At 43.3% G+C, this 16,555-nt stretch carries 20 protein-coding genes; 9 read left to right on the top strand and 11 right to left on the bottom strand.

The features are described 5' to 3' along the window. Positions 1–27 precede the first annotated feature (27 nt). Positions 28–1,137: a DUF2252 family protein gene (locus tag SOO65_RS05765; protein WP_321398268.1), complete on the top strand. Its 1,110-nt coding sequence runs from the start codon at positions 28–30 to the stop codon at positions 1,135–1,137. Next, a complete protein-coding gene (locus tag SOO65_RS05770; protein ID WP_321398270.1) occupies positions 1,137–1,880 on the top strand; it encodes a sulfite exporter TauE/SafE family protein in 744 nt (247 codons plus the stop codon). The genes SOO65_RS05765 and SOO65_RS05770 overlap by 1 nt, the downstream gene beginning before the upstream one ends. 28 nt (positions 1,881–1,908) lie before the next feature. Here the strand turns inward: SOO65_RS05770 and SOO65_RS05775 are convergent, their stop codons facing one another. From SOO65_RS05775 to SOO65_RS05820, 10 genes are all read right to left on the bottom strand, one after another. After that, positions 1,909–2,343: a hypothetical protein gene (locus tag SOO65_RS05775; RefSeq protein WP_321398272.1), complete on the bottom strand. Its 435-nt coding sequence runs from the start codon at positions 2,341–2,343 to the stop codon at positions 1,909–1,911. 109 nt (positions 2,344–2,452) lie between these two features. Further along, complete coding sequence (locus tag SOO65_RS05780; protein ID WP_321398274.1) at positions 2,453–2,755, bottom strand: hypothetical protein; 303 nt, start codon at positions 2,753–2,755, stop codon at positions 2,453–2,455. Positions 2,756–2,793: 38 nt separating this feature from the next. Continuing rightward, a complete protein-coding gene (smpB, locus tag SOO65_RS05785; RefSeq protein WP_321398276.1) occupies positions 2,794–3,243 on the bottom strand; it encodes an SsrA-binding protein SmpB in 450 nt (149 codons plus the stop codon). A gap of 33 nt (positions 3,244–3,276) precedes the next feature. After that, positions 3,277–4,674 carry a phospholipase D-like domain-containing protein gene (locus tag SOO65_RS05790; protein ID WP_321398279.1) on the bottom strand — a complete coding sequence of 466 codons (1,398 nt, stop codon included), beginning with the start codon at positions 4,672–4,674 and terminating at the stop codon, positions 3,277–3,279. Positions 4,675–4,745: 71 nt separating this feature from the next. Continuing rightward, positions 4,746–5,534, bottom strand: a complete 789-nt coding sequence (gene rsmA, locus SOO65_RS05795) for a 16S rRNA (adenine(1518)-N(6)/adenine(1519)-N(6))-dimethyltransferase RsmA (protein WP_321398281.1) — start codon at positions 5,532–5,534, stop codon at positions 4,746–4,748. After that, positions 5,534–6,595 (bottom strand): tRNA (adenosine(37)-N6)-threonylcarbamoyltransferase complex transferase subunit TsaD, encoded by a 1,062-nt coding sequence (tsaD, locus tag SOO65_RS05800; RefSeq protein WP_321398283.1) that lies wholly within the window; start codon positions 6,593–6,595, stop codon positions 5,534–5,536. The genes rsmA and tsaD overlap by 1 nt, the downstream gene beginning before the upstream one ends. Then, on the bottom strand, positions 6,573–7,352 hold the full coding sequence (locus SOO65_RS05805) for a tetratricopeptide repeat protein (RefSeq protein WP_321398285.1): 780 nt from the start codon (positions 7,350–7,352) through the stop codon (positions 6,573–6,575). The genes tsaD and SOO65_RS05805 overlap by 23 nt, the downstream gene beginning before the upstream one ends. A 65-nt stretch (positions 7,353–7,417) precedes the next feature. After that, the gene (locus SOO65_RS05810) at positions 7,418–7,720 is read right to left on the bottom strand and encodes a DUF4398 domain-containing protein (protein ID WP_321398287.1); all 303 of its coding nucleotides are present in this window, start codon (positions 7,718–7,720) and stop codon (positions 7,418–7,420) included. 6 nt (positions 7,721–7,726) lie between these two features. Continuing rightward, entirely contained in the window at positions 7,727–8,287 is a 561-nt protein-coding gene (gene pal, locus SOO65_RS05815; RefSeq protein WP_321398289.1) for a peptidoglycan-associated lipoprotein Pal, read from the bottom strand. Between the two features lie 311 nt (positions 8,288–8,598). After that, on the bottom strand, positions 8,599–9,501 hold the full coding sequence (locus SOO65_RS05820) for an arginase family protein (protein WP_321398291.1): 903 nt from the start codon (positions 9,499–9,501) through the stop codon (positions 8,599–8,601). A 28-nt stretch (positions 9,502–9,529) separates the two neighbouring features. Here SOO65_RS05820 and SOO65_RS05825 point away from each other — a divergent pair, with 28 nt between their 5' ends. Continuing rightward, on the top strand, positions 9,530–10,924 hold the full coding sequence (locus SOO65_RS05825) for a DUF4339 domain-containing protein (RefSeq protein ID WP_321398293.1): 1,395 nt from the start codon (positions 9,530–9,532) through the stop codon (positions 10,922–10,924). Here the strand turns inward: SOO65_RS05825 and SOO65_RS05830 are convergent. Beyond that, positions 10,881–11,771: an MBL fold metallo-hydrolase gene (locus SOO65_RS05830; protein ID WP_321398295.1), complete on the bottom strand. Its 891-nt coding sequence runs from the start codon at positions 11,769–11,771 to the stop codon at positions 10,881–10,883. The genes SOO65_RS05825 and SOO65_RS05830 overlap by 44 nt on opposite strands. A gap of 118 nt (positions 11,772–11,889) precedes the next feature. Here SOO65_RS05830 and sucC point away from each other — a divergent pair, with 118 nt between their 5' ends. The 6 genes from sucC (at position 11,890) to SOO65_RS05860 (ending at position 16,515) form a co-directional block, all read left to right on the top strand. Beyond that, positions 11,890–13,059, top strand: a complete 1,170-nt coding sequence (sucC, locus tag SOO65_RS05835) for an ADP-forming succinate--CoA ligase subunit beta (RefSeq protein WP_321398298.1) — start codon at positions 11,890–11,892, stop codon at positions 13,057–13,059. Between the two features lies 1 nt (position 13,060). Next, positions 13,061–13,933, top strand: coding sequence for a succinate--CoA ligase subunit alpha (gene sucD, locus SOO65_RS05840; protein WP_321398300.1), 873 nt, complete (start codon positions 13,061–13,063; stop codon positions 13,931–13,933). Between the two features lie 27 nt (positions 13,934–13,960). Continuing rightward, positions 13,961–14,389 (top strand): nucleoside-diphosphate kinase, encoded by a 429-nt coding sequence (ndk, locus tag SOO65_RS05845; protein ID WP_321398302.1) that lies wholly within the window; start codon positions 13,961–13,963, stop codon positions 14,387–14,389. A 99-nt stretch (positions 14,390–14,488) separates the two neighbouring features. Next, a complete protein-coding gene (locus SOO65_RS05850) occupies positions 14,489–15,055 on the top strand; it encodes a hypothetical protein (protein WP_321398304.1) in 567 nt (188 codons plus the stop codon). A 221-nt stretch (positions 15,056–15,276) separates the two neighbouring features. Continuing rightward, the gene (locus SOO65_RS05855) at positions 15,277–15,870 is read left to right on the top strand and encodes a hypothetical protein (RefSeq protein WP_321398305.1); all 594 of its coding nucleotides are present in this window, start codon (positions 15,277–15,279) and stop codon (positions 15,868–15,870) included. 171 nt (positions 15,871–16,041) lie between these two features. Further along, positions 16,042–16,515: a CarD family transcriptional regulator gene (locus SOO65_RS05860; RefSeq protein ID WP_321398307.1), complete on the top strand. Its 474-nt coding sequence runs from the start codon at positions 16,042–16,044 to the stop codon at positions 16,513–16,515. Positions 16,516–16,555 lie beyond the last annotated feature (40 nt).

Below are 16,555 nucleotides of genomic sequence, written 5' to 3' on the forward strand. Positions count from 1 at the left end.
TTGGTAAATAGGCCTTATAGTCATACTATGGACGAGTATTTACGCCGAAGTCATGTCTTTCAAAAACGCTTGGGTAATGAGCCGCTATCTCGTAGAGAGGCACGCTACCTTTTGTTTAGAATTGCCTGTCCCCTCATGCAGGCAAAGCTTCCGCGTTTCCTGGATTTAAACAAAGTTCCCACGACATTCATTCATGGTAATCCTCATGTGGATAACTATGTTCGAACCTTCAAAGGTTCGGCCATGTTGGATTTCGATCGCTCACGCATGGGACCTTACTGCTGGGACATTATTCGATTCTTGAGTGCGCTTTCTCTTCGTCGCGAAGAGATGGACGGATTTCTTGACAACAAAGTGGTGGAGTATTTCATTGATGCTTATATCACTCACTTCATGCATCCGGACATCCCTCACAAGCAGCTAAAAATGCTTAAAGGTGTTGAGCCTGAAAAATGGCAAATGACCACAAAGGACTATCTTCGTTCTAATAAACGTTGGGCGAAGAAAATGCGCGAGAACGCCATCAGTCCTCGTAATGATCAGGTGATGAATCTTCTGAACACATTCCTTGATAGTCGAAATGATTCGGCCCTCATGAATGAGTACTTTATCTCTGAAGTGGGTCTTACTCCGGGAAGTCTGGGGAAGAAGCACTATATCTATACGCTTATGCCGAAGAACCCTGATTCTCATCAAGATGCCATCATGTTGGACATCAAAGAAGTCTATCAGGAGAAAAATAATAAGTTCTTCTTCTCACCGGTTTCTCATCACGGTCTGCGCATGATTGAGGCGAGTAAAATTTTTGCAGACGGAATGGAAGAGCGTTTAGGCTTTTGCACGTTCCAAAATAAACAATTCTGGGGACGTCAGGTTCCAAGTTTTGCGGTGAAGGTTAAAAAGTTTTTAGATAAAGAAGAACTTTGTGACTTCGCTTACTCAGTGGGATCTGAACTTGGGAAAGGTCATCGTAAAGGTCTTCAAGATCCTAAAATGGCCGAGCTCATCGAAAAAGATTTTCAGGCCAACTTCGATAAATACTACAAGATCTCAAAGCTCTTTACCTATGAACTCTCTATCGCTTTCGATACGATGATGAGAAAGATCAAGCTTTATCAAGATTACCGGAGCTGGTAATGGGCGGAGTAGGTCTCCTCTTTTTATTAGTCACATTGGGGACCCTTGTTTCAAGTCTCACGGGTCTGGGTGGTGGTACTCTCATTCTTGCGGGACTACTCGTGGTGTATCCACCTGAGCTTGCACTTCCGCTTCATGCTTTCACCCAACTTTCTGCCAATGGTCTTCGTGTTGGCGTTCATCACAAAACCGTTCACTGGAAGGTGGTGCTGGCCTACGGAATTCTCATGCTTCCGGCCGCATGGGCGGGTGCTAAGATTTTTGATCTCATCAACCCCACTTGGCTAAAACTTATTGTGGGTGTGTTTATTCTGATTTCGATTCTCCCTCTAAAAGTAAAACCCAGTGGAGAGCCGACTCTCAGAACCTTCAGCATCCTAGGTGCCTTTTCTGGTTTTCTCGGAATTTTTGTGGGAGCAGTGGGGCCAATGGTCACACCGTTCTTCAATCGCCTGAAACTTAATCGAGATGGCAACATTGCGACCAAAAGTGCGGGACAACTTCTTCTTCAAACTTCAAAGATCATCGCTTTCGGTGGAGCGGCCGGAATTAACTTTCTGACTCTAAAAGAGCACATCGGGATTCTGATCGTGGGGACACTTATCGGAGTAGGGATTTCTATTCCATTAAGTAGAAAAATCTCAGATCAAAAATTTGATCTTATCGTGAACATCATGCTGGGTGTGATTGCGCTTAAGATTTTATTTGAAGGATGCTCAGAATTACTTCTGATGTATAAATAAAAGGGCCCCAAAGGGGGCCCTTATTTTTTTAACGAAGTGGTAACAATTGAATTGAGATCACCTGACCCTGATTCGTGTAGCGGGTATCTACTCTTCCTACTTCACCCGTTTCATTATTTTTCCAACCATCAATCGTGATCATTCCAACTTCCAAGTTTCGATCGTTCAGCACATAACGAACATAACTGAAAAGCACTGTAGTATCGGCATCCGGGATGATTCCCAGTTCCGAAGGACTGAGAAGCTTTGAACGGTTAAGTTTTAATTCCTGAGGTGATAGAGGACGACCAACTCTGGCACTCAAAACTCTCTCTGCTCTAAAATGATCACACACCGCCATGACCTTTCTCTGGTCCACTTTCATTCCCGGGCAAATTTCCGCCGGAACACCTTCAAATGGATTGTAGTAAGAAAAAGCAGAAGTGGAGATTGCGAGAAGTGAAAGAAGAATAAGACTTTTCATATGGCCTCCGTATTTGTTTTTCCGGAAGCTAACATGCAGACTGCTGACTCAAATTTTTATTGAAATAATTACTCAGAAAGACTGTTTCTACTAATAAACGGGAACAATGCTAGTGCATGAACAGACGGTTCTCAGGGTACTCCCAAAGAAAGTGCTGACCTTCTTCACCTGGAATACGAACCTTACAAAGAGAAACTGGAATAGCACCCAGGCGACGAATTTTATCCGACCATGCCTGAAGTGAAAGATTAATTTTCTCTTGGATATTTTGGGCCTTGTCAGTATTGGCCTTGAAAAATGAAAGCTGTGAGTTAAGAACGTTCAATTCGCGCTTTGTTTTAGACGAGATGTGCATAAGAAGTGGAACTAGCTCCAACGCCTCTTCATGTGAAAAGGTTTTGGTCTGATTCAATGGATAAATATTCCGTACATTCTCGAAGCCGGTTTCCATTACTCAAATTGCCCTTGTCTAAGTTTACGCTCTACGTCCTTTTTAGCAGCAGTATCACGCTTATCAAAGAGTTTTTTCCCCTTAGCGAGAGCTATTTCGCACTTTACCAAAGAGTCTTTGAAGTAGAGGGCAAGAGGGATGATGGTGTAACCCTTCATCGCCATTTTCTTTTCAATTTGTTGGATTTCTTCACGCTTTAACAATAGCTTACGCTTACGTGTCTCAGGGTGATTGTTGATGTTCCCGAATTCGTAATGAGGGATTGTGGAGTTTTGAAGCCAAACTTCTCCCGCCGAATCGATGACCACGAAGGCTTCGTTGATCATGGCCTTACCCAGACGAAGAGACTTCACCTCGGTTCCCATAAGTGACACGCCGCACTCATACTTCTCTTCAAGGAAGTAGTCGTAACCCGCGCGCTGATTTTTAGCAATAATCTTGATGCCCATAAGGATGGCACTATACCACCGTTCTCCGATGAATTAAAGCTGGTTCCTGATCAAAGGAAGAAGCTTCGAGATAACTTTAAGGAGAGCACGCTTCTTTTTCGACACGCCCTTCATTTCGATGTCCAGGTTGTGAGGAACTCCGTCCTTACCAACCAGAGTCGAGTTCTCGCGGAAACCTTGGATGATATGAGTAAGGTCATTTGCCAGACCTGTTTGAAATTCATCATTGATGATCACACCGATCTCGCGATTGATGAAAGCTGAACGTGGATCAATGTTGTAAGTTCCAATCAAGACCACACGATTATCAACTACCGCCGTTTTAGCGTGAATCGTATCTGGCCCATTGTACTCGTAGATCTCCAGGCCCATTTCAATCAGCTTAAACTTAAGTTCACGGTAACCCGCTTGCGCGAAAAGATTATCAGTTGAGTTCATCGAATTCGTGATGATTCTGATGCGAACACCTTTTGAACGAAGATCAGCGAAGACCTTCATCAGATTTGGAGTTGGCATTAAGTAAGGGGAGATGATGTTCACATCTTCTTTGGCGTTCGCCACGGCCTTTAATAGATCTTCATTGAGGTAAGCTGTTTCTTTGCTAACAAGATTCTCAGCTCCGTGAGACATGAACTTCACATCATCAATCACGTAAGCGTCCTTAAACCAATCGTTTCCAGAATAAGGCACCACGAGGTCGCCTTCTTCATAAGTCATCACTTCTTCTTTCACTTCGAGAATTCGCGCTTTTTCACTCTCAAATTTTTCATTTGATTTTACTCTTTGGATCTCACACTCTTCTTGATTTTTAAAAGCAGTACATGAGCCCTGTGCTAAACGCTCAGGAGAGTATTTACCAAGACGAAGAGTTTTCACCGCTGGAGAGTTCCAAGTTGTGAGGAAATTTTCTCTCGCAAGTTTCGCCACATTTCCTTTCGCCATAAGATCTAGATCAGAAAAGTTACGACGACGGTTAACACCGAAATACTTATCACCAATATTTCTTCCGCCCGTAATCAGTGTCTCACCATCAGCAATGAGCATTTTCGCGTGATCGCGGTGAGTGGCCTTAAAGAGATTAAAGCTAAGAGGATTGTATTCTTTGATTTCCAGATTTTTTGAAACTTCACCTTCATTGGCCAGGGCCAGGAGAGCGGCGAAAGTTTTCTTAGGCACAGTGGTTGAAAGCGAATCGAGAATGACTTTTACTTTGATCCCTTTTTTAGCGGCATCAATTAAAAGCGCCATTCCACCAATTGCTTGGTCGTCATTCCAGACAGAGTAGTACTCAACCAGGATTTCTTTTTTCGCTTCTTGAACAATATCTACCCGGGCCTGAAGGGCGTCCTTATCCGCTCTTAAGAATCTCATTTCGTCAGCGACGGCGAGGTTAGAGGCAACTAAGAGGAGAGAAAAAATGGTTTTTTTCATAAGTGGTCCCTGGGTTTTGAGGGACCCTTATAGCAGATTGGAGCTGTGCGTCTATGTGGCCTGTAATATTTTCAGCGTGAACTAGCGAAGAGTTTTAGTACTTCCGCATAGCTAAGGGCCTCAGCTCTGATTTGTGGGCTGATTTGGGCCTTCTCAAGCGCCGTTTGAGTCTTCTCTGCACCCCAATCATTCTTCAAAATGCCGCCTAATTGCTTACGTCTTTGTCCAAAGGCGAGGCGTAGGTAGCTTTCAAAAGAGTCGATGTCAGAAAGAGGGATATCAGGGTTGGCCTTACGTTTAAAGCCCAAAACCTGAGAATCAACTTTCGGAGGTGGAACGAAAGCACCCGGAGGTGCATAGACCACATGCTGAAGTTCAAATTGCGATAAGCACATGGCGTGAAGAGAGCCCATAGCATTTCTTGGATCATTAGGAAGAATCTTCTGGGCCACTTCTTTTTGATACATGAGAGTCATGTGAGTGATCTCAGGGATTCGAAGAAATGAAAGAGTGAGTGGCACACTCACGTTGTAAGGAAGATTTGAAACTAACCAGATCGATTTAAAATTATGTTTTTCTAAGAAAGCTTTCCAGTCAAAGAGAAGAGCGTCCTGACGAAAAATATTATCAGCACCAACAACTGGTGCGAGTAATTCAACGAAACGTTCATCCATCTCAATGACGAAGATGGGTTTTTTATAAGCGGCCAGATGCGGAGTAAGAACTGCCGGTCCCGGTCCAATTTCCACGATGGCATCAACGCCTTCCGGAAGAGGAGAAGTAATTTTCTTAATAACAGTCGGGCTATTTAAGAAGTGCTGGCCAAAACTTTTGTTGGCCATGGGAAAACGATGACCCATTATTTTTTCTCCACATAGCGCGAGCGTGCATCAAGCGAAAGACATTCAGGAAACGGAACTTGTAAATCAGGAACACGGCTTGCCCAATTGGCCACCATGCCTGCGTTGTCTGTGCAATAAATGGGTTTCACCACGTGCACGTTTTTATAGCGCTCTTTAAACACTTCTTTCAAACGTGAATTACAGGCAACACCACCACCAATCACGATCGGAGTTGTGAAACCATTCACTTTTTTCTCTAAGATTTTTTCGATGATCTCATCCGCTTTCACACGAAGAGACTGAACAATCGCTTCCTGGTAGCTGGCACACAGGTGAGGAAGTTCAGCTTTCACTTCTTCTGGTTGCATGCTTTGCACTTTCACGCGAAGAGCGGTCTTAAGACCTGAGAAGCTCATCTTACCTGGACGATCTCTCATATAGCTAATCGGGAAATCGAATTTCTTTCTGTCACCGGTTTTTGCCAGATCATCAATGATTCTACCTGCTGGATAACCCACACCTAGAAGTTTTCCGCCTTTATCGAAGGCCTCACCGGCAGCATCATCAAGAGTATTACCAAGCACATCCATTTCATTCGGACCTTTGACCCACATGAAAGCAGTATGACCGCCACTCACGAGAAGACCTAGATATGGATATGAAACTTCTTCAGTTAAATGAATCGCTTCAAGATGCGCGAACAAATGATTCACCGGAACGATCGGAAGGTTTCTCATCATCGCAAAAGTTTTAGCGAGATTAATTCCAGTAAGGAGTGATCCAACCAGACCTGGATGAGTGGTCACCGCCACTTCCGTAATATCTTCTGGAGAAATGCCGGCCTCTTTGAAAGTCACATCAAGGAGAGGAGGCAGGGCCTTCACGTGTGAACGCGCGGCCAATTCCGGAACAACTCCGCCCCATTTCATGAGAAGGAAGTCCTGATTGAAACTATTTAGTGAAAGAATTTTTGAAGATGAGTCTGTGACTTCGAGAATACAAAGAGAGGTGTCGTCACAACTTGTTTCGACACCTAGAATGATTCGTTTATTTGGATCAGAGTTCTTTTTTGGCTTCATTGGCCTCTTTAGTACCTTTGTAGTCTTCGACTACTTTAGCGAAAGCTTGTTTCGCCTCATCTTTCTTGCCCAGTTTATTTAGGGAACGGCCAATGAATAGCAAACTACTTGGAGCTAGGGAAGCTTTTGGATACTTTGTGTAGATTTTGCTGAAATAAACCAGCGCTTTCTCCGAGTTTCCAGTGTAGTACTCGACCTTACCGAGGCCGTGCATCACCTTATTATGGTCTCCTGGAGTCAAATCATCGTGATCAATAAGCGCTTCAAGCTCTGTGCGGGCCTCGGCATACTTATTTTCTTTAATTAGTTGAAGAGCTTCCTCTAGATCCGACCTAGCGCTTTTTTTTTTAGTGGCCTTCGTAGCAGGAGCTTTTTCTTTCTCTCCCATGGCCGCAATGCTGGCAGTTACTTTCTCAATGAACGTGCGCTGTTCTTTCAGTTCGTTTTGGATCTGAAGAAGTTGAGCGGCCTCTGTTTCCTGCTGAGTTTTCATCAGGTTCACAGATTCAGTAAGTTTAGCAGTTTCAGGGTTTGCCTGAGATTGCTTATGTTCTAGTTCTTCAATTTTACCGTTCATACGGTCCAATTGCTTTTGCATGTCTTTAAGCTGGCCCACCATATCGGCCATAAGACCCTGAGAGTCTTTTAGTTGCTCAGTCATGTTATCGAAACGCTTCTCGCGATTTACTTGGTCAGCAGTTTTAATACATGAAGTGAATAGAGTTGCGAGCACAACAATAGATAGAATCTTAGTCATAGAGTTCAAATCCTTTTGATTATGGATCAAATTCTAACGCAAATGTCGCAATTTACGCAATTGCGTTATTCGGCATTACCTTCGAGGGCTTTTTTTCTGACGGCCGAGTATTCGGCTTGCTCTGAGTATTTTTTAGAAAGAAGGGCATATTCCTGGGCCTTATTGAAATACTTTCTGCGATAAGCAGACTTGGCCTTCAGGTAATAATCTTCAGCTTTACGGAATAGATTGGAAGCGTGGATGTCTGCGCCTGCTTCTTTAGCGGCCATGAACGCGGCCTGGGCGAGACTCATTTCAGTTTTAGGGCGTGTGGTAGTTAAACCACACGCACCCAAAAGTAATAAAACAAAAAGGAGAGAAACTCTCATTTAGCCTTATTTCGCAGTTACTACGAAATTAGCACGACGGTTTTTGCCCCAAGCTGATTCGTCAGAACCTTCAGCAACTGGACGCTCATTACCGTAAGAGATTGTAGAAAGTCTTTTCGACTCAACACCAAGAGCAACTAGGTGATCACGAACAGCTTTAGCACGACGCTCGCCAAGAGCAAGGTTGTACTGACGGCCGCCGCGCTCGTCACAGTGACCTTCGATTTGAACGTCAACTGAAGCGTTAGCTTTAAGGAATTCAGCGTTAGCTTCTACAGCAGCTTTTGTAGCGCCTTCAAGGCTTGAAGAATCGAAATCGAAGTAAACAGTTTTAAGACCGCCAGCTTTGCCAGAGTCAGAATCGCCGTTAAGCTCAAGAGTTAGGCCGTTATTAGCGCCGTTAGCACCATTAGCAGCGTCGTCTTGGTTATTTTTTGGCTTGTTAGAAGAACAACCAACAGCAAGAAAAGCAACCATAAGAGTTGTGAATAAAGCACGAGTGAACATTTGAACTTCTCCTTTGAAGCGCATAGTGAACAATATTGTGATGAAAAATATTTTCGCCATTATGCAGTTATTCAAATGTTTTTTGAAGCGAAAACTGATTACTGAACTCTAGTTTTAAGAGGTGTTTAGCGTTGGAGCTTTGACATGTTTTTATTCAAAAAGTCATGGCCTTGACATGATCAAGCTGTTAGCTATGCATCAAGTGTGAGAAATGATTGTTAGGAATATTTTTTTAGAAGTATTTTGAAGTTGGCACGGAGTTTGCTAGTATAGAGTTGTGTGTGTGTTGGGGTTAAAGAAAGGATTTTTTTAACTTCTCCTTATGTCTCTCGAAAAAAAAAGCCCATCTTCCAGATGGGCTTTTTTTTTGCCTAAAATCCTTCAAAAACAAAACTCGCCATATTTCTCATGCTAATAGCTGCCAGCGAATCATAAAGCGGATTGAGCTCATAGATTCCCAGAACCGGAGAGTGAGAGAGTTTCAGTCCCACATATCTCTTCCACAGATCTAAAAGTTCAGTGCGAGAGATACCGTCCGGATTCACCGCGCTTACACCTGGCACTTCAAATCCATTTAAGGCGTCAGCATCAAGACTGAAAACCACCAAGGTCTTCTCATCGATCACTTCACTGACTTTTTTGAAGAGCTGATTTAAATTCTCTGTTGTCATGTCTTTCTTAAAAAGCTCGACACTCTTTCCTTTATTTAAAGGAGAAAGCGTAGAGAAAGAATTGGCGAACGGATGAAGCCCAATTTGGAAAATATGAAACTCACCACTAAATTCTTCCGAGAACTGACGGAAGGGCGTTCCCGAGTGAAATTCCGAGTCCGTGCGAGTATCTGCGTGTGCGTCTATATTAAGGACAACAATCTTCTTAAATTGATGAGAATAAGCACGAAGAAGGGGGTAGATATGATCATGACCTCCGCCAATGTGACATACTTTTGAACCCGGGTGATTTTTTAGGATCTTTTCGATGCGTGCTGATTCCGCCAGTTGCGCCTCATGAAAGTTTTGTTTTTCGTGGGCCTCATCACCAACTTCAAATTCCAGAAACGATTGTTCTTTTAAATTCAGATCCTGCGAAAACTTCTTAAATGTCGAAAGAAAAGATTGAGGAGCAAATCTTGCTCCATTCCTTCCACCATTTCTCACGACACCCATGTCGGTTGAGCTCTTAATAAAGAGTGAAGTTGGGCGATTTTCGTTAAATAGTGCCCCGACGGATTCTTGAAAGCGTTTTTGTGATTGAGTGATTTCTGGCTTCGTCATAAAATCTTTTTATTTCCATTGGTTTCAAATGAAGTTGTCAAATTTTGACTGGACTGACAAGGACTCTGTTAAATGGTTTATCCTTCTGCCTTCTGGGCACGAGGGGCCTTACTCATTGGCGGAACTTGAGCAATTAGTCGAGGACAAAAAAATAACTCCAGAAGTTAAAATCTGGAGCGAAGGCATGGCAGAGTCTGTTCCTTTCAGCACTTCTTTTACGGCCAAAAAACCACTGCCTGAAATTCCCGTAGAAAAAGTTCCCAAAGTACCAAAGGATGAGGTCCCGGATCTTCCTCCAATTCCTGAAGAAGAAACACCTCCTCCATTTACAGAAGAGCTTCCTCCAATTCCTGAGACCGAAGAGAGTGCACCGGTAAAGGCCAGAAAAATGTGGCCCTTTGCAGTGGCAGTCGGGGTCATCATGGTGGGTTTTGTTTTTGCCAGCATGATTAAGAATTACGAGAAAGTAGAGATCCGTCGTTTTCCAAAAATGACGATGGAACTCCATGAGAAAATTTCTAAAGAGCTTGGCTTTCAGGGATGGGACAAACCCATTTTCTTTAAAGAATATCTTCCAAGTGATCACTCTCACATCTGGCTTGTGACTTCGAGCTTTGAAACTTGTAAGGTTGAAGTTAATTTTAAATCTTTACCGGGTAAGCTTCTCGCGCTTGATGATCAGAATGTTGCTTTCAAATCATCAGGTGTTCTCACTAATCACGTCGTGGAACTTTCGAGCTTTGATTTCTCGGCCGGCACAAAAATTGTTCCGGGCATGTATGAAATGGATGTCAAGGCCTCTGAGTGTGCCTGGGAAGGCTTTCTGGCAAAACTCATGAATAAATTTGTTCCTCCTGCCACAAACTATATGGCGAGAACAAAAGTTGTTTTATTCACCAAGGGTGCCGAAGAATTCAATCGCATTCTGGAGAAATTGATCAAACAAAAGACTCAAAAAGAGCTTTTGGCCCAGAGTCATGAAGACATGTTCTGGCAGGACCTTCAGCAGAAGCTTCAAACCCTAGAGGCCATTTCACTTCAAATCGAACAGCACTTTCTGGATTTTCTGGAGAAGGGCAAATTTCAAACGAACTTGAAACCGATGGTCGATTCTTATACGAAGAAATTCGGATCATTCCTCACGAACTTCGTGGTGGAAAATGAGAAGTACTTTAAGGACGTGGATCTCTCTCAAGTGAAGGGCGGATCGACTCGCAGAAATTACGAAACAATGGTTCGTATGACGTCTAAACGAATTGGTTTTGAGTCTATGAAATTCATCGAAGAGTTCCAGGCGAAGAAGGGAAATCCGACTTCGAGCCAAATCCAGGATTATTCAAATCGAATCCGCAAAGCTTTCTCCGCCATTAAGAATGATATTACTCAAAAAATACTTCAGGTTTCTGAAGATCGATCTCGCTAACTGAAAACGTTTTGGCCGCTTCAAAATCGTGTTCACCTTTCGGTTTCACTTTCGCGCCCCAGACTTTCATATCATGTTCAAAAATCATGGTGAGATTCTTGTCCATTATAAAGCGATAGAATTCCGCCTTATTAACCGTCGTAATTCCCGGAGCGATGTCATAACCCATGACCCAAGGAATGGAGATATGCGCGCTGGTAGGAACAAGGTCCGCCATATAAATGAACTTCTCATCATAAGGATGAACCAAAAACGGCGTGTGTCCGTGAGAGACTCTAAAATAGAGACTGTCAGGACCATCAGTTAAAATTGTCCCTTGTTCACCATTTAACCAATGAATCTTGCCATCTTTCTCGGCCTTTTCGATCAGCGGTTTAAAGTACTGAGTATGAAACGATCCCGCGTCCCGCATGGTTGGATGAAGGGAATAGTCATAATGTTGACGGTGGATGTGGAGTGTTGCATTAGGAAAAACAGTCAGGTGTTCCTGCTCATCATGTCCCAATCCACCCACGTGATCAAAATGAAGGTGAGTAACAATCAGATCCGTGATGTCCGAGGGCTTCAGATTGAAGTTCTTTTGAAGTGTCTCTACTAATGGGTTCTGTGGACCCACAACTCCGAAGCGATCATCGAACTTTTCCCCGTGATAATCACCAATTCCAGTGTCCACCAGGATATTTTTGGTGGCAGTTTGAATAAGCATGACACGAAGACTCAATTGGATTCGATTCAATTCATCGGCCGGAATTTGTTTCGACCATAATGGTTTTGGAATAATCCCGAACATAGCGCCGCCATCAAGTTTGAAGACAGCGGGATGGAGGATAAAATATTTTTTAGTCATAACACCTCGCGCCTCTATGATGCCTCTTCAATTCCGCGTTTTTCAAGACCTTTTCGTTGTCTGACCCCGCAAAATGCCTATAATGTGTCCTATTCAAATGAAGTTTTAAGGAGAGCCTATGAATGTGCATGAGTACCAGGCCAAAGACCTGATGCGACAGTTCAACATCTCGGTGCTTAAAGGCGGAGTTGCTAATACTCCAGCTGAGGCCGTAGAAGTTGCTAAAAAACTAGATACTAAAGTTTGGGTTGTTAAAGCTCAAATTCATGCCGGAGGCCGTGGTAAGGGTGGCGGTGTTAAGCTTGCTCGCTCTCTAGAAGAAGTTGAAAAACTTGCTAAAGAAATTATTGGCATGCAACTTGTTACTCACCAAACAGGACCTGAAGGTAAGAAAGTTCTTAAAGTTCTTATCGAGCAAGGTTGTGACATCGATCACGAGTACTACTGTGGTATCGTTCTAGATCGTACAGTTGGAAAAGTCGCTATGATGGTTTCAACTGAAGGCGGTATGGACATTGAGACAGTTGCTCACAATACTCCAGAAAAAATCATTAAGTGCCACATTGATCCTGCAACTGGTTTCACACCAGCTCACGGTCGTAAACTTGGATACGCTCTAGGTCTTAAAGGCGAAACACTTAAGAAAGCTGTTTCTTTCTTCGAGAACCTTTACAAGCTATACATTGAAAAAGACTGTTCAATCGCTGAGATCAACCCGCTTGTTACAACTAAGCAAGGTGACGTTCTAGCTCTTGACGGTAAACTTAACTTCGATGACAACGCTCTTTTCCGTCACCCGGAAATCGAAGCGATGAGAGACGTGACAGAAGAATCTGCTCAAGAACTTGAAGCTGGTAAATTCGGTCTATCTTATATCTCTCTTGATGGTAACATCGGCTGTCTAGTTAATGGTGCAGGTCTTGCGATGGCGACACTTGATATCCTTAAGCTTCACGGCGGTACTCCTGCTAACTTCCTAGACGTGGGCGGCGGAGCTACTAAAGAAACAGTACAAAAAGCATTCTCAATCATTCTTCAAGATTCAAACGTTAAAGCAATTCTTGTGAATATCTTCGGTGGGATCATGAAGTGTGACATCATCGCTAACGGTGTAGTTGATGCTGCTCGTGAGATGGGTCTAACTGTTCCTCTAGTTGTTCGTCTAGAAGGCACAAACGTTGCTCTTGGTAAGAAGATTCTTGCAGAATCTGGACTAAAAATTACTCCAGCTAATGACCTCGCTGATGCCGCTAAAAAAGCGGTAGAAGCTGCGAAGGGAGCTAAATAATATGGCTATCTTAATTAATAGAAATACTCGTCTGATCACTGTTGGTCTAACTGGTAAACAAGGTACTTTCCACACTCTACAATCTCGTGACTACGGTACGAACGTTGTTGGTGGTGTTACTCCTGGTAAAGGCGGCACAGTTCACGAAGGTATCCCTGTTTTCAACACAACTTACGAAGCAATGAAAGAAACTGGCGCAAATGCAGCCATGATTTTCGTTCCACCTCCGTTTGCTGCTGATTCAATCATCGAGTGTATCGATGCTGAAATGCCTCTTATCATCTGTATCACTGAAGGTATTCCAGTGATCGATATGGTGAAAGTTAAGGCCGCGCTTAAAGGTTCTAAGTCACGCCTAATCGGTCCTAACTGTCCGGGTGTTATCACTCCGGGTGAGTGTAAGATCGGAATTATGCCTGGCCACATTCATATGCCAGGTAACGTGGGAGTAATCTCTCGTTCAGGTACTCTTACTTACGAAGCGGTTTACCAACTTACTCAACGTGAGATCGGTCAATCTACATGCGTAGGTATCGGTGGTGACCCGGTTAACGGCACTAACTTTATCGACGTTCTTGAAATGTTCGAGAAAGATCCTGATACAAAAGCTGTGATCATGATCGGTGAGATTGGTGGTACTGCTGAGACAGACGCTGCTCGTTGGATCAAAGCTAATATGTCTAAACCTGTTGTGAGCTTCATCGCTGGTGCAGCGGCTCCAAAAGGTAAGCGTATGGGTCACGCTGGTGCGATTATCTCTGGCGAAGACGATTCTGCTGAAGCTAAGTTCAAGATTCTACAAGAATGTGGTGTAACAATTGCCCGTTCTCCAGCAGAACTTGGACAAAAGATCGCAGAAGTATTAAAGAAGTAAAATCGAAAAAATTATAAGGAGCTCACAATGGCCATCGAAAAAACGTTTTCAATCATTAAACCTAACTCAACTCTTGATAACAATATCGGGAACATCATCGCTCACTTCGAGAAGAATGGTCTTCGCATTGCTGGCGCTAAATTCGCTAAGCTATCAAAAGAGAAAGCTGAAGGTTTCTATATCGAGCACAAAGAGCGTCCTTTCTTCGGCGAACTAGTAAACTTCATGACTTCAGGTCCAGTTATGCTTATGGTTCTTGAAGGCGAAAACGCAGTTATGAAGAACCGCGAGCTTATGGGTGCTACAAACCCAGCTAACGCTGCTGAAGGCACAATCCGTAAGCTATATGCTAAGTCTGTAGGCGAGAACTCAGTTCACGGTTCAGATTCAGCTACAGCTGCTGAAAGAGAGATCGCTTACTTCTTCGAGCGTTCTGAGCTTACAAACCGTTTCTAATCTCTAGCGAAACATTAGTCGATATAAGGCCTCACTTCGGTGGGGCCTTTTTGTTTTTCCTTTCATAGAATTTTTGCCTCATCAATCATTGGAGGTTCTATGAAGGCGCTAGTGCTCCTTTTTATTCTCGCGTTCTCTTTCTCATCACTCGCACAAAATCATATGGTGGAATTTAATGGTGATGCCATTATGTATGGAGCATTCAATCATTCTAAGACGAAATCAAAAGAGCAGGCGACCGATGAAACTAATAACGGTGCACTTTATGTGAACGTTGCACGTACTGTTTCGGATCACATACAATTTGCTATTCAGGGGAATTACCTTCACGCAGATTACTCGGCAGGCTTCTTTGAGTCGTATGCTTTCTTATTGGGGGGGATCTACAACCTAGATACCGATTTTAGAAAATCTTACTACGCTGGCGTGTACGCAGGTATGGGTTGGGAGAATAACAGTCTCAACACACCAAATTCTCACGAGGAAAAACTGGTGGGGAAAGTGGTTGTTGGTAAACGCTTTCCTTTAGAGTTTTTAAATCTTGAAAATGTAACATATTCTCCCGAATTAGCTTTCACTTCGGAGACTGCGACAAAAAGCTCATCTGATGAACAGTGGTCACAAAATTTAGCGATTAAGTTTCTTCAATTCTCAGTATTCTTCTAATGTATTTGCCCCACTTATGTGGGGCCTTTTTTTTATCCTACTTGTCTGCATTTCACTTCTATTTCCTTATAAGTTACCAGAATCAGACTATCCATATTTGAGTGAACTCTTCCTGTGTAGAAACCCCGCACTTTTTCATGATTTCCATCGGTTGTTAAAATTCCAAAGAGTATGAATTCGTCTCTTTGAGTAGAGATCAACAGATAGAAAAGGGGATCATTATGAAAAAGATTATGGTGGCATTAACTGCATCTGCACTGCTGGTTGGAGGATCCGCCTATGCTCAGCAGGGGTCGACTGGTCAACGAAGCATGATTGAGTTTAATGCCGACTCTCTCTTAAATGGGGTGCTATCTTTCAGTAAATCTAAGTCGAAGGATCAAAACGCTGATAACAGCATGGATCTCGATCTAAGATTGAACTATGCCTACCAATTGCCACAATTTGATAAGCTCCAACTCGGTGGTGGTGTTAATTATAAGAGTGGCACCGAATCTGGACGTGGAGACATTGAGGATTACGGCTTTAATGTGGCTGCTTATCTCAATAATACAAGCGATCTCCAAAACGCTTACTATGCCTCGGTTAAATGGGGTCTAGAATGGGCCAATACATTGAGCGGCGGTGGTCGAGATGAAGTGGGGACAATTCAACTGGCCGTGGGTAAACGTGTAGACCTGTCTTATTTTGGTATCCGTCACCTGACTTATACTCCTGAGATCGCCTTTGTTAACCAGGATTCAACAACTGGTGGGGCGCTGGAGTACTCTCAGAACCTCGAGTTCCGATTCCTGCAGTTCTCAGTCTTTTACTAATCTTAAGTTTGAGGGCCCTCCGGGGCCCTTTTCCTGTATTTTTTCCACGGTTTTCCCTTCCAAAAAGTCTCTAAGTTAATGATTAGACTGTAAAAATTTCAAAAGCGTAGAGCTTTTTATGCCAATGCGTTATAAATCCATGGAAATACCTTTTATTTGGAAGGAGTTCTCATGTTTAATCTCGGCGACCACGTTGTATGTCCCGGCCACGGTGTAGGTCAGATTTGCAGCGTCGATACGAAAGAATTAAATGGCGAAATGAAGAGCTTTTACATCATCAAAGTTGTCTCTAACGGCATGAAGGTGATGATCCCCGTTGATAGTAAAGAAGGTGTTCGTTCATTGATCCCATCGACTGATATCAGTGGTGTTTTCGAGTTGCTTCAAGACCAGAATGTTAAAGTTGATATGTCGACGTGGAACCGTCGCCATCGCGAATATACTCTGAAAGTGAAGACCGGCTCTCTTCTTGAGATTGCTGACGTTCTTCGCCAGCTGCTTCTTCTTAAAATGACTAAAAAACTGTCATTTGGTGAAAGAAAAATGTTGGATCAGTGCAAGGAATTGATCGTAAAAGAGATTTCACTATCTTCTGGTACTCCAGAAGGCGCGATCTCTGAGAAAATCGACTCACTTTACACCTAGAACATTCTCAAAATCGCCCTTCGAGTGTATCCTGTTCCTC

The sequence above is a fragment of the Peredibacter starrii genome, assembly GCF_034259205.1.
In the GTDB taxonomy this organism is placed as follows: domain Bacteria; phylum Bdellovibrionota; class Bacteriovoracia; order Bacteriovoracales; family Bacteriovoracaceae; genus Peredibacter; species Peredibacter starrii.

Coding starts and splice junctions, on each gene's coding strand:
- SOO65_RS05765 (WP_321398268.1), top strand. CDS start 28: ATGGACGAGTATTTACGCCGAAGTCATGTCTTTCAAAAACGCTTGGGT.
- SOO65_RS05770 (WP_321398270.1), top strand. CDS start 1,137: ATGGGCGGAGTAGGTCTCCTCTTTTTATTAGTCACATTGGGGACCCTT.
- SOO65_RS05775 (WP_321398272.1), bottom strand. CDS start 2,343: ATGAAAAGTCTTATTCTTCTTTCACTTCTCGCAATCTCCACTTCTGCT.
- smpB (WP_321398276.1), bottom strand. CDS start 3,243: ATGGGCATCAAGATTATTGCTAAAAATCAGCGCGCGGGTTACGACTAC.
- SOO65_RS05790 (WP_321398279.1), bottom strand. CDS start 4,674: ATGAAAAAAACCATTTTTTCTCTCCTCTTAGTTGCCTCTAACCTCGCC.
- rsmA (WP_321398281.1), bottom strand. CDS start 5,534: ATGGGTCATCGTTTTCCCATGGCCAACAAAAGTTTTGGCCAGCACTTC.
- tsaD (WP_321398283.1), bottom strand. CDS start 6,595: ATGAAGCCAAAAAAGAACTCTGATCCAAATAAACGAATCATTCTAGGT.
- SOO65_RS05805 (WP_321398285.1), bottom strand. CDS start 7,352: ATGACTAAGATTCTATCTATTGTTGTGCTCGCAACTCTATTCACTTCA.
- SOO65_RS05810 (WP_321398287.1), bottom strand. CDS start 7,720: ATGAGAGTTTCTCTCCTTTTTGTTTTATTACTTTTGGGTGCGTGTGGT.
- pal (WP_321398289.1), bottom strand. CDS start 8,287: ATGGCGAAAATATTTTTCATCACAATATTGTTCACTATGCGCTTCAAA.
- SOO65_RS05820 (WP_321398291.1), bottom strand. CDS start 9,501: ATGACGAAGCCAGAAATCACTCAATCACAAAAACGCTTTCAAGAATCC.
- SOO65_RS05825 (WP_321398293.1), top strand. CDS start 9,530: ATGAAGTTGTCAAATTTTGACTGGACTGACAAGGACTCTGTTAAATGG.
- SOO65_RS05830 (WP_321398295.1), bottom strand. CDS start 11,771: ATGACTAAAAAATATTTTATCCTCCATCCCGCTGTCTTCAAACTTGAT.
- sucC (WP_321398298.1), top strand. CDS start 11,890: ATGAATGTGCATGAGTACCAGGCCAAAGACCTGATGCGACAGTTCAAC.
- sucD (WP_321398300.1), top strand. CDS start 13,061: ATGGCTATCTTAATTAATAGAAATACTCGTCTGATCACTGTTGGTCTA.
- ndk (WP_321398302.1), top strand. CDS start 13,961: ATGGCCATCGAAAAAACGTTTTCAATCATTAAACCTAACTCAACTCTT.
- SOO65_RS05850 (WP_321398304.1), top strand. CDS start 14,489: ATGAAGGCGCTAGTGCTCCTTTTTATTCTCGCGTTCTCTTTCTCATCA.
- SOO65_RS05855 (WP_321398305.1), top strand. CDS start 15,277: ATGAAAAAGATTATGGTGGCATTAACTGCATCTGCACTGCTGGTTGGA.
- SOO65_RS05860 (WP_321398307.1), top strand. CDS start 16,042: ATGTTTAATCTCGGCGACCACGTTGTATGTCCCGGCCACGGTGTAGGT.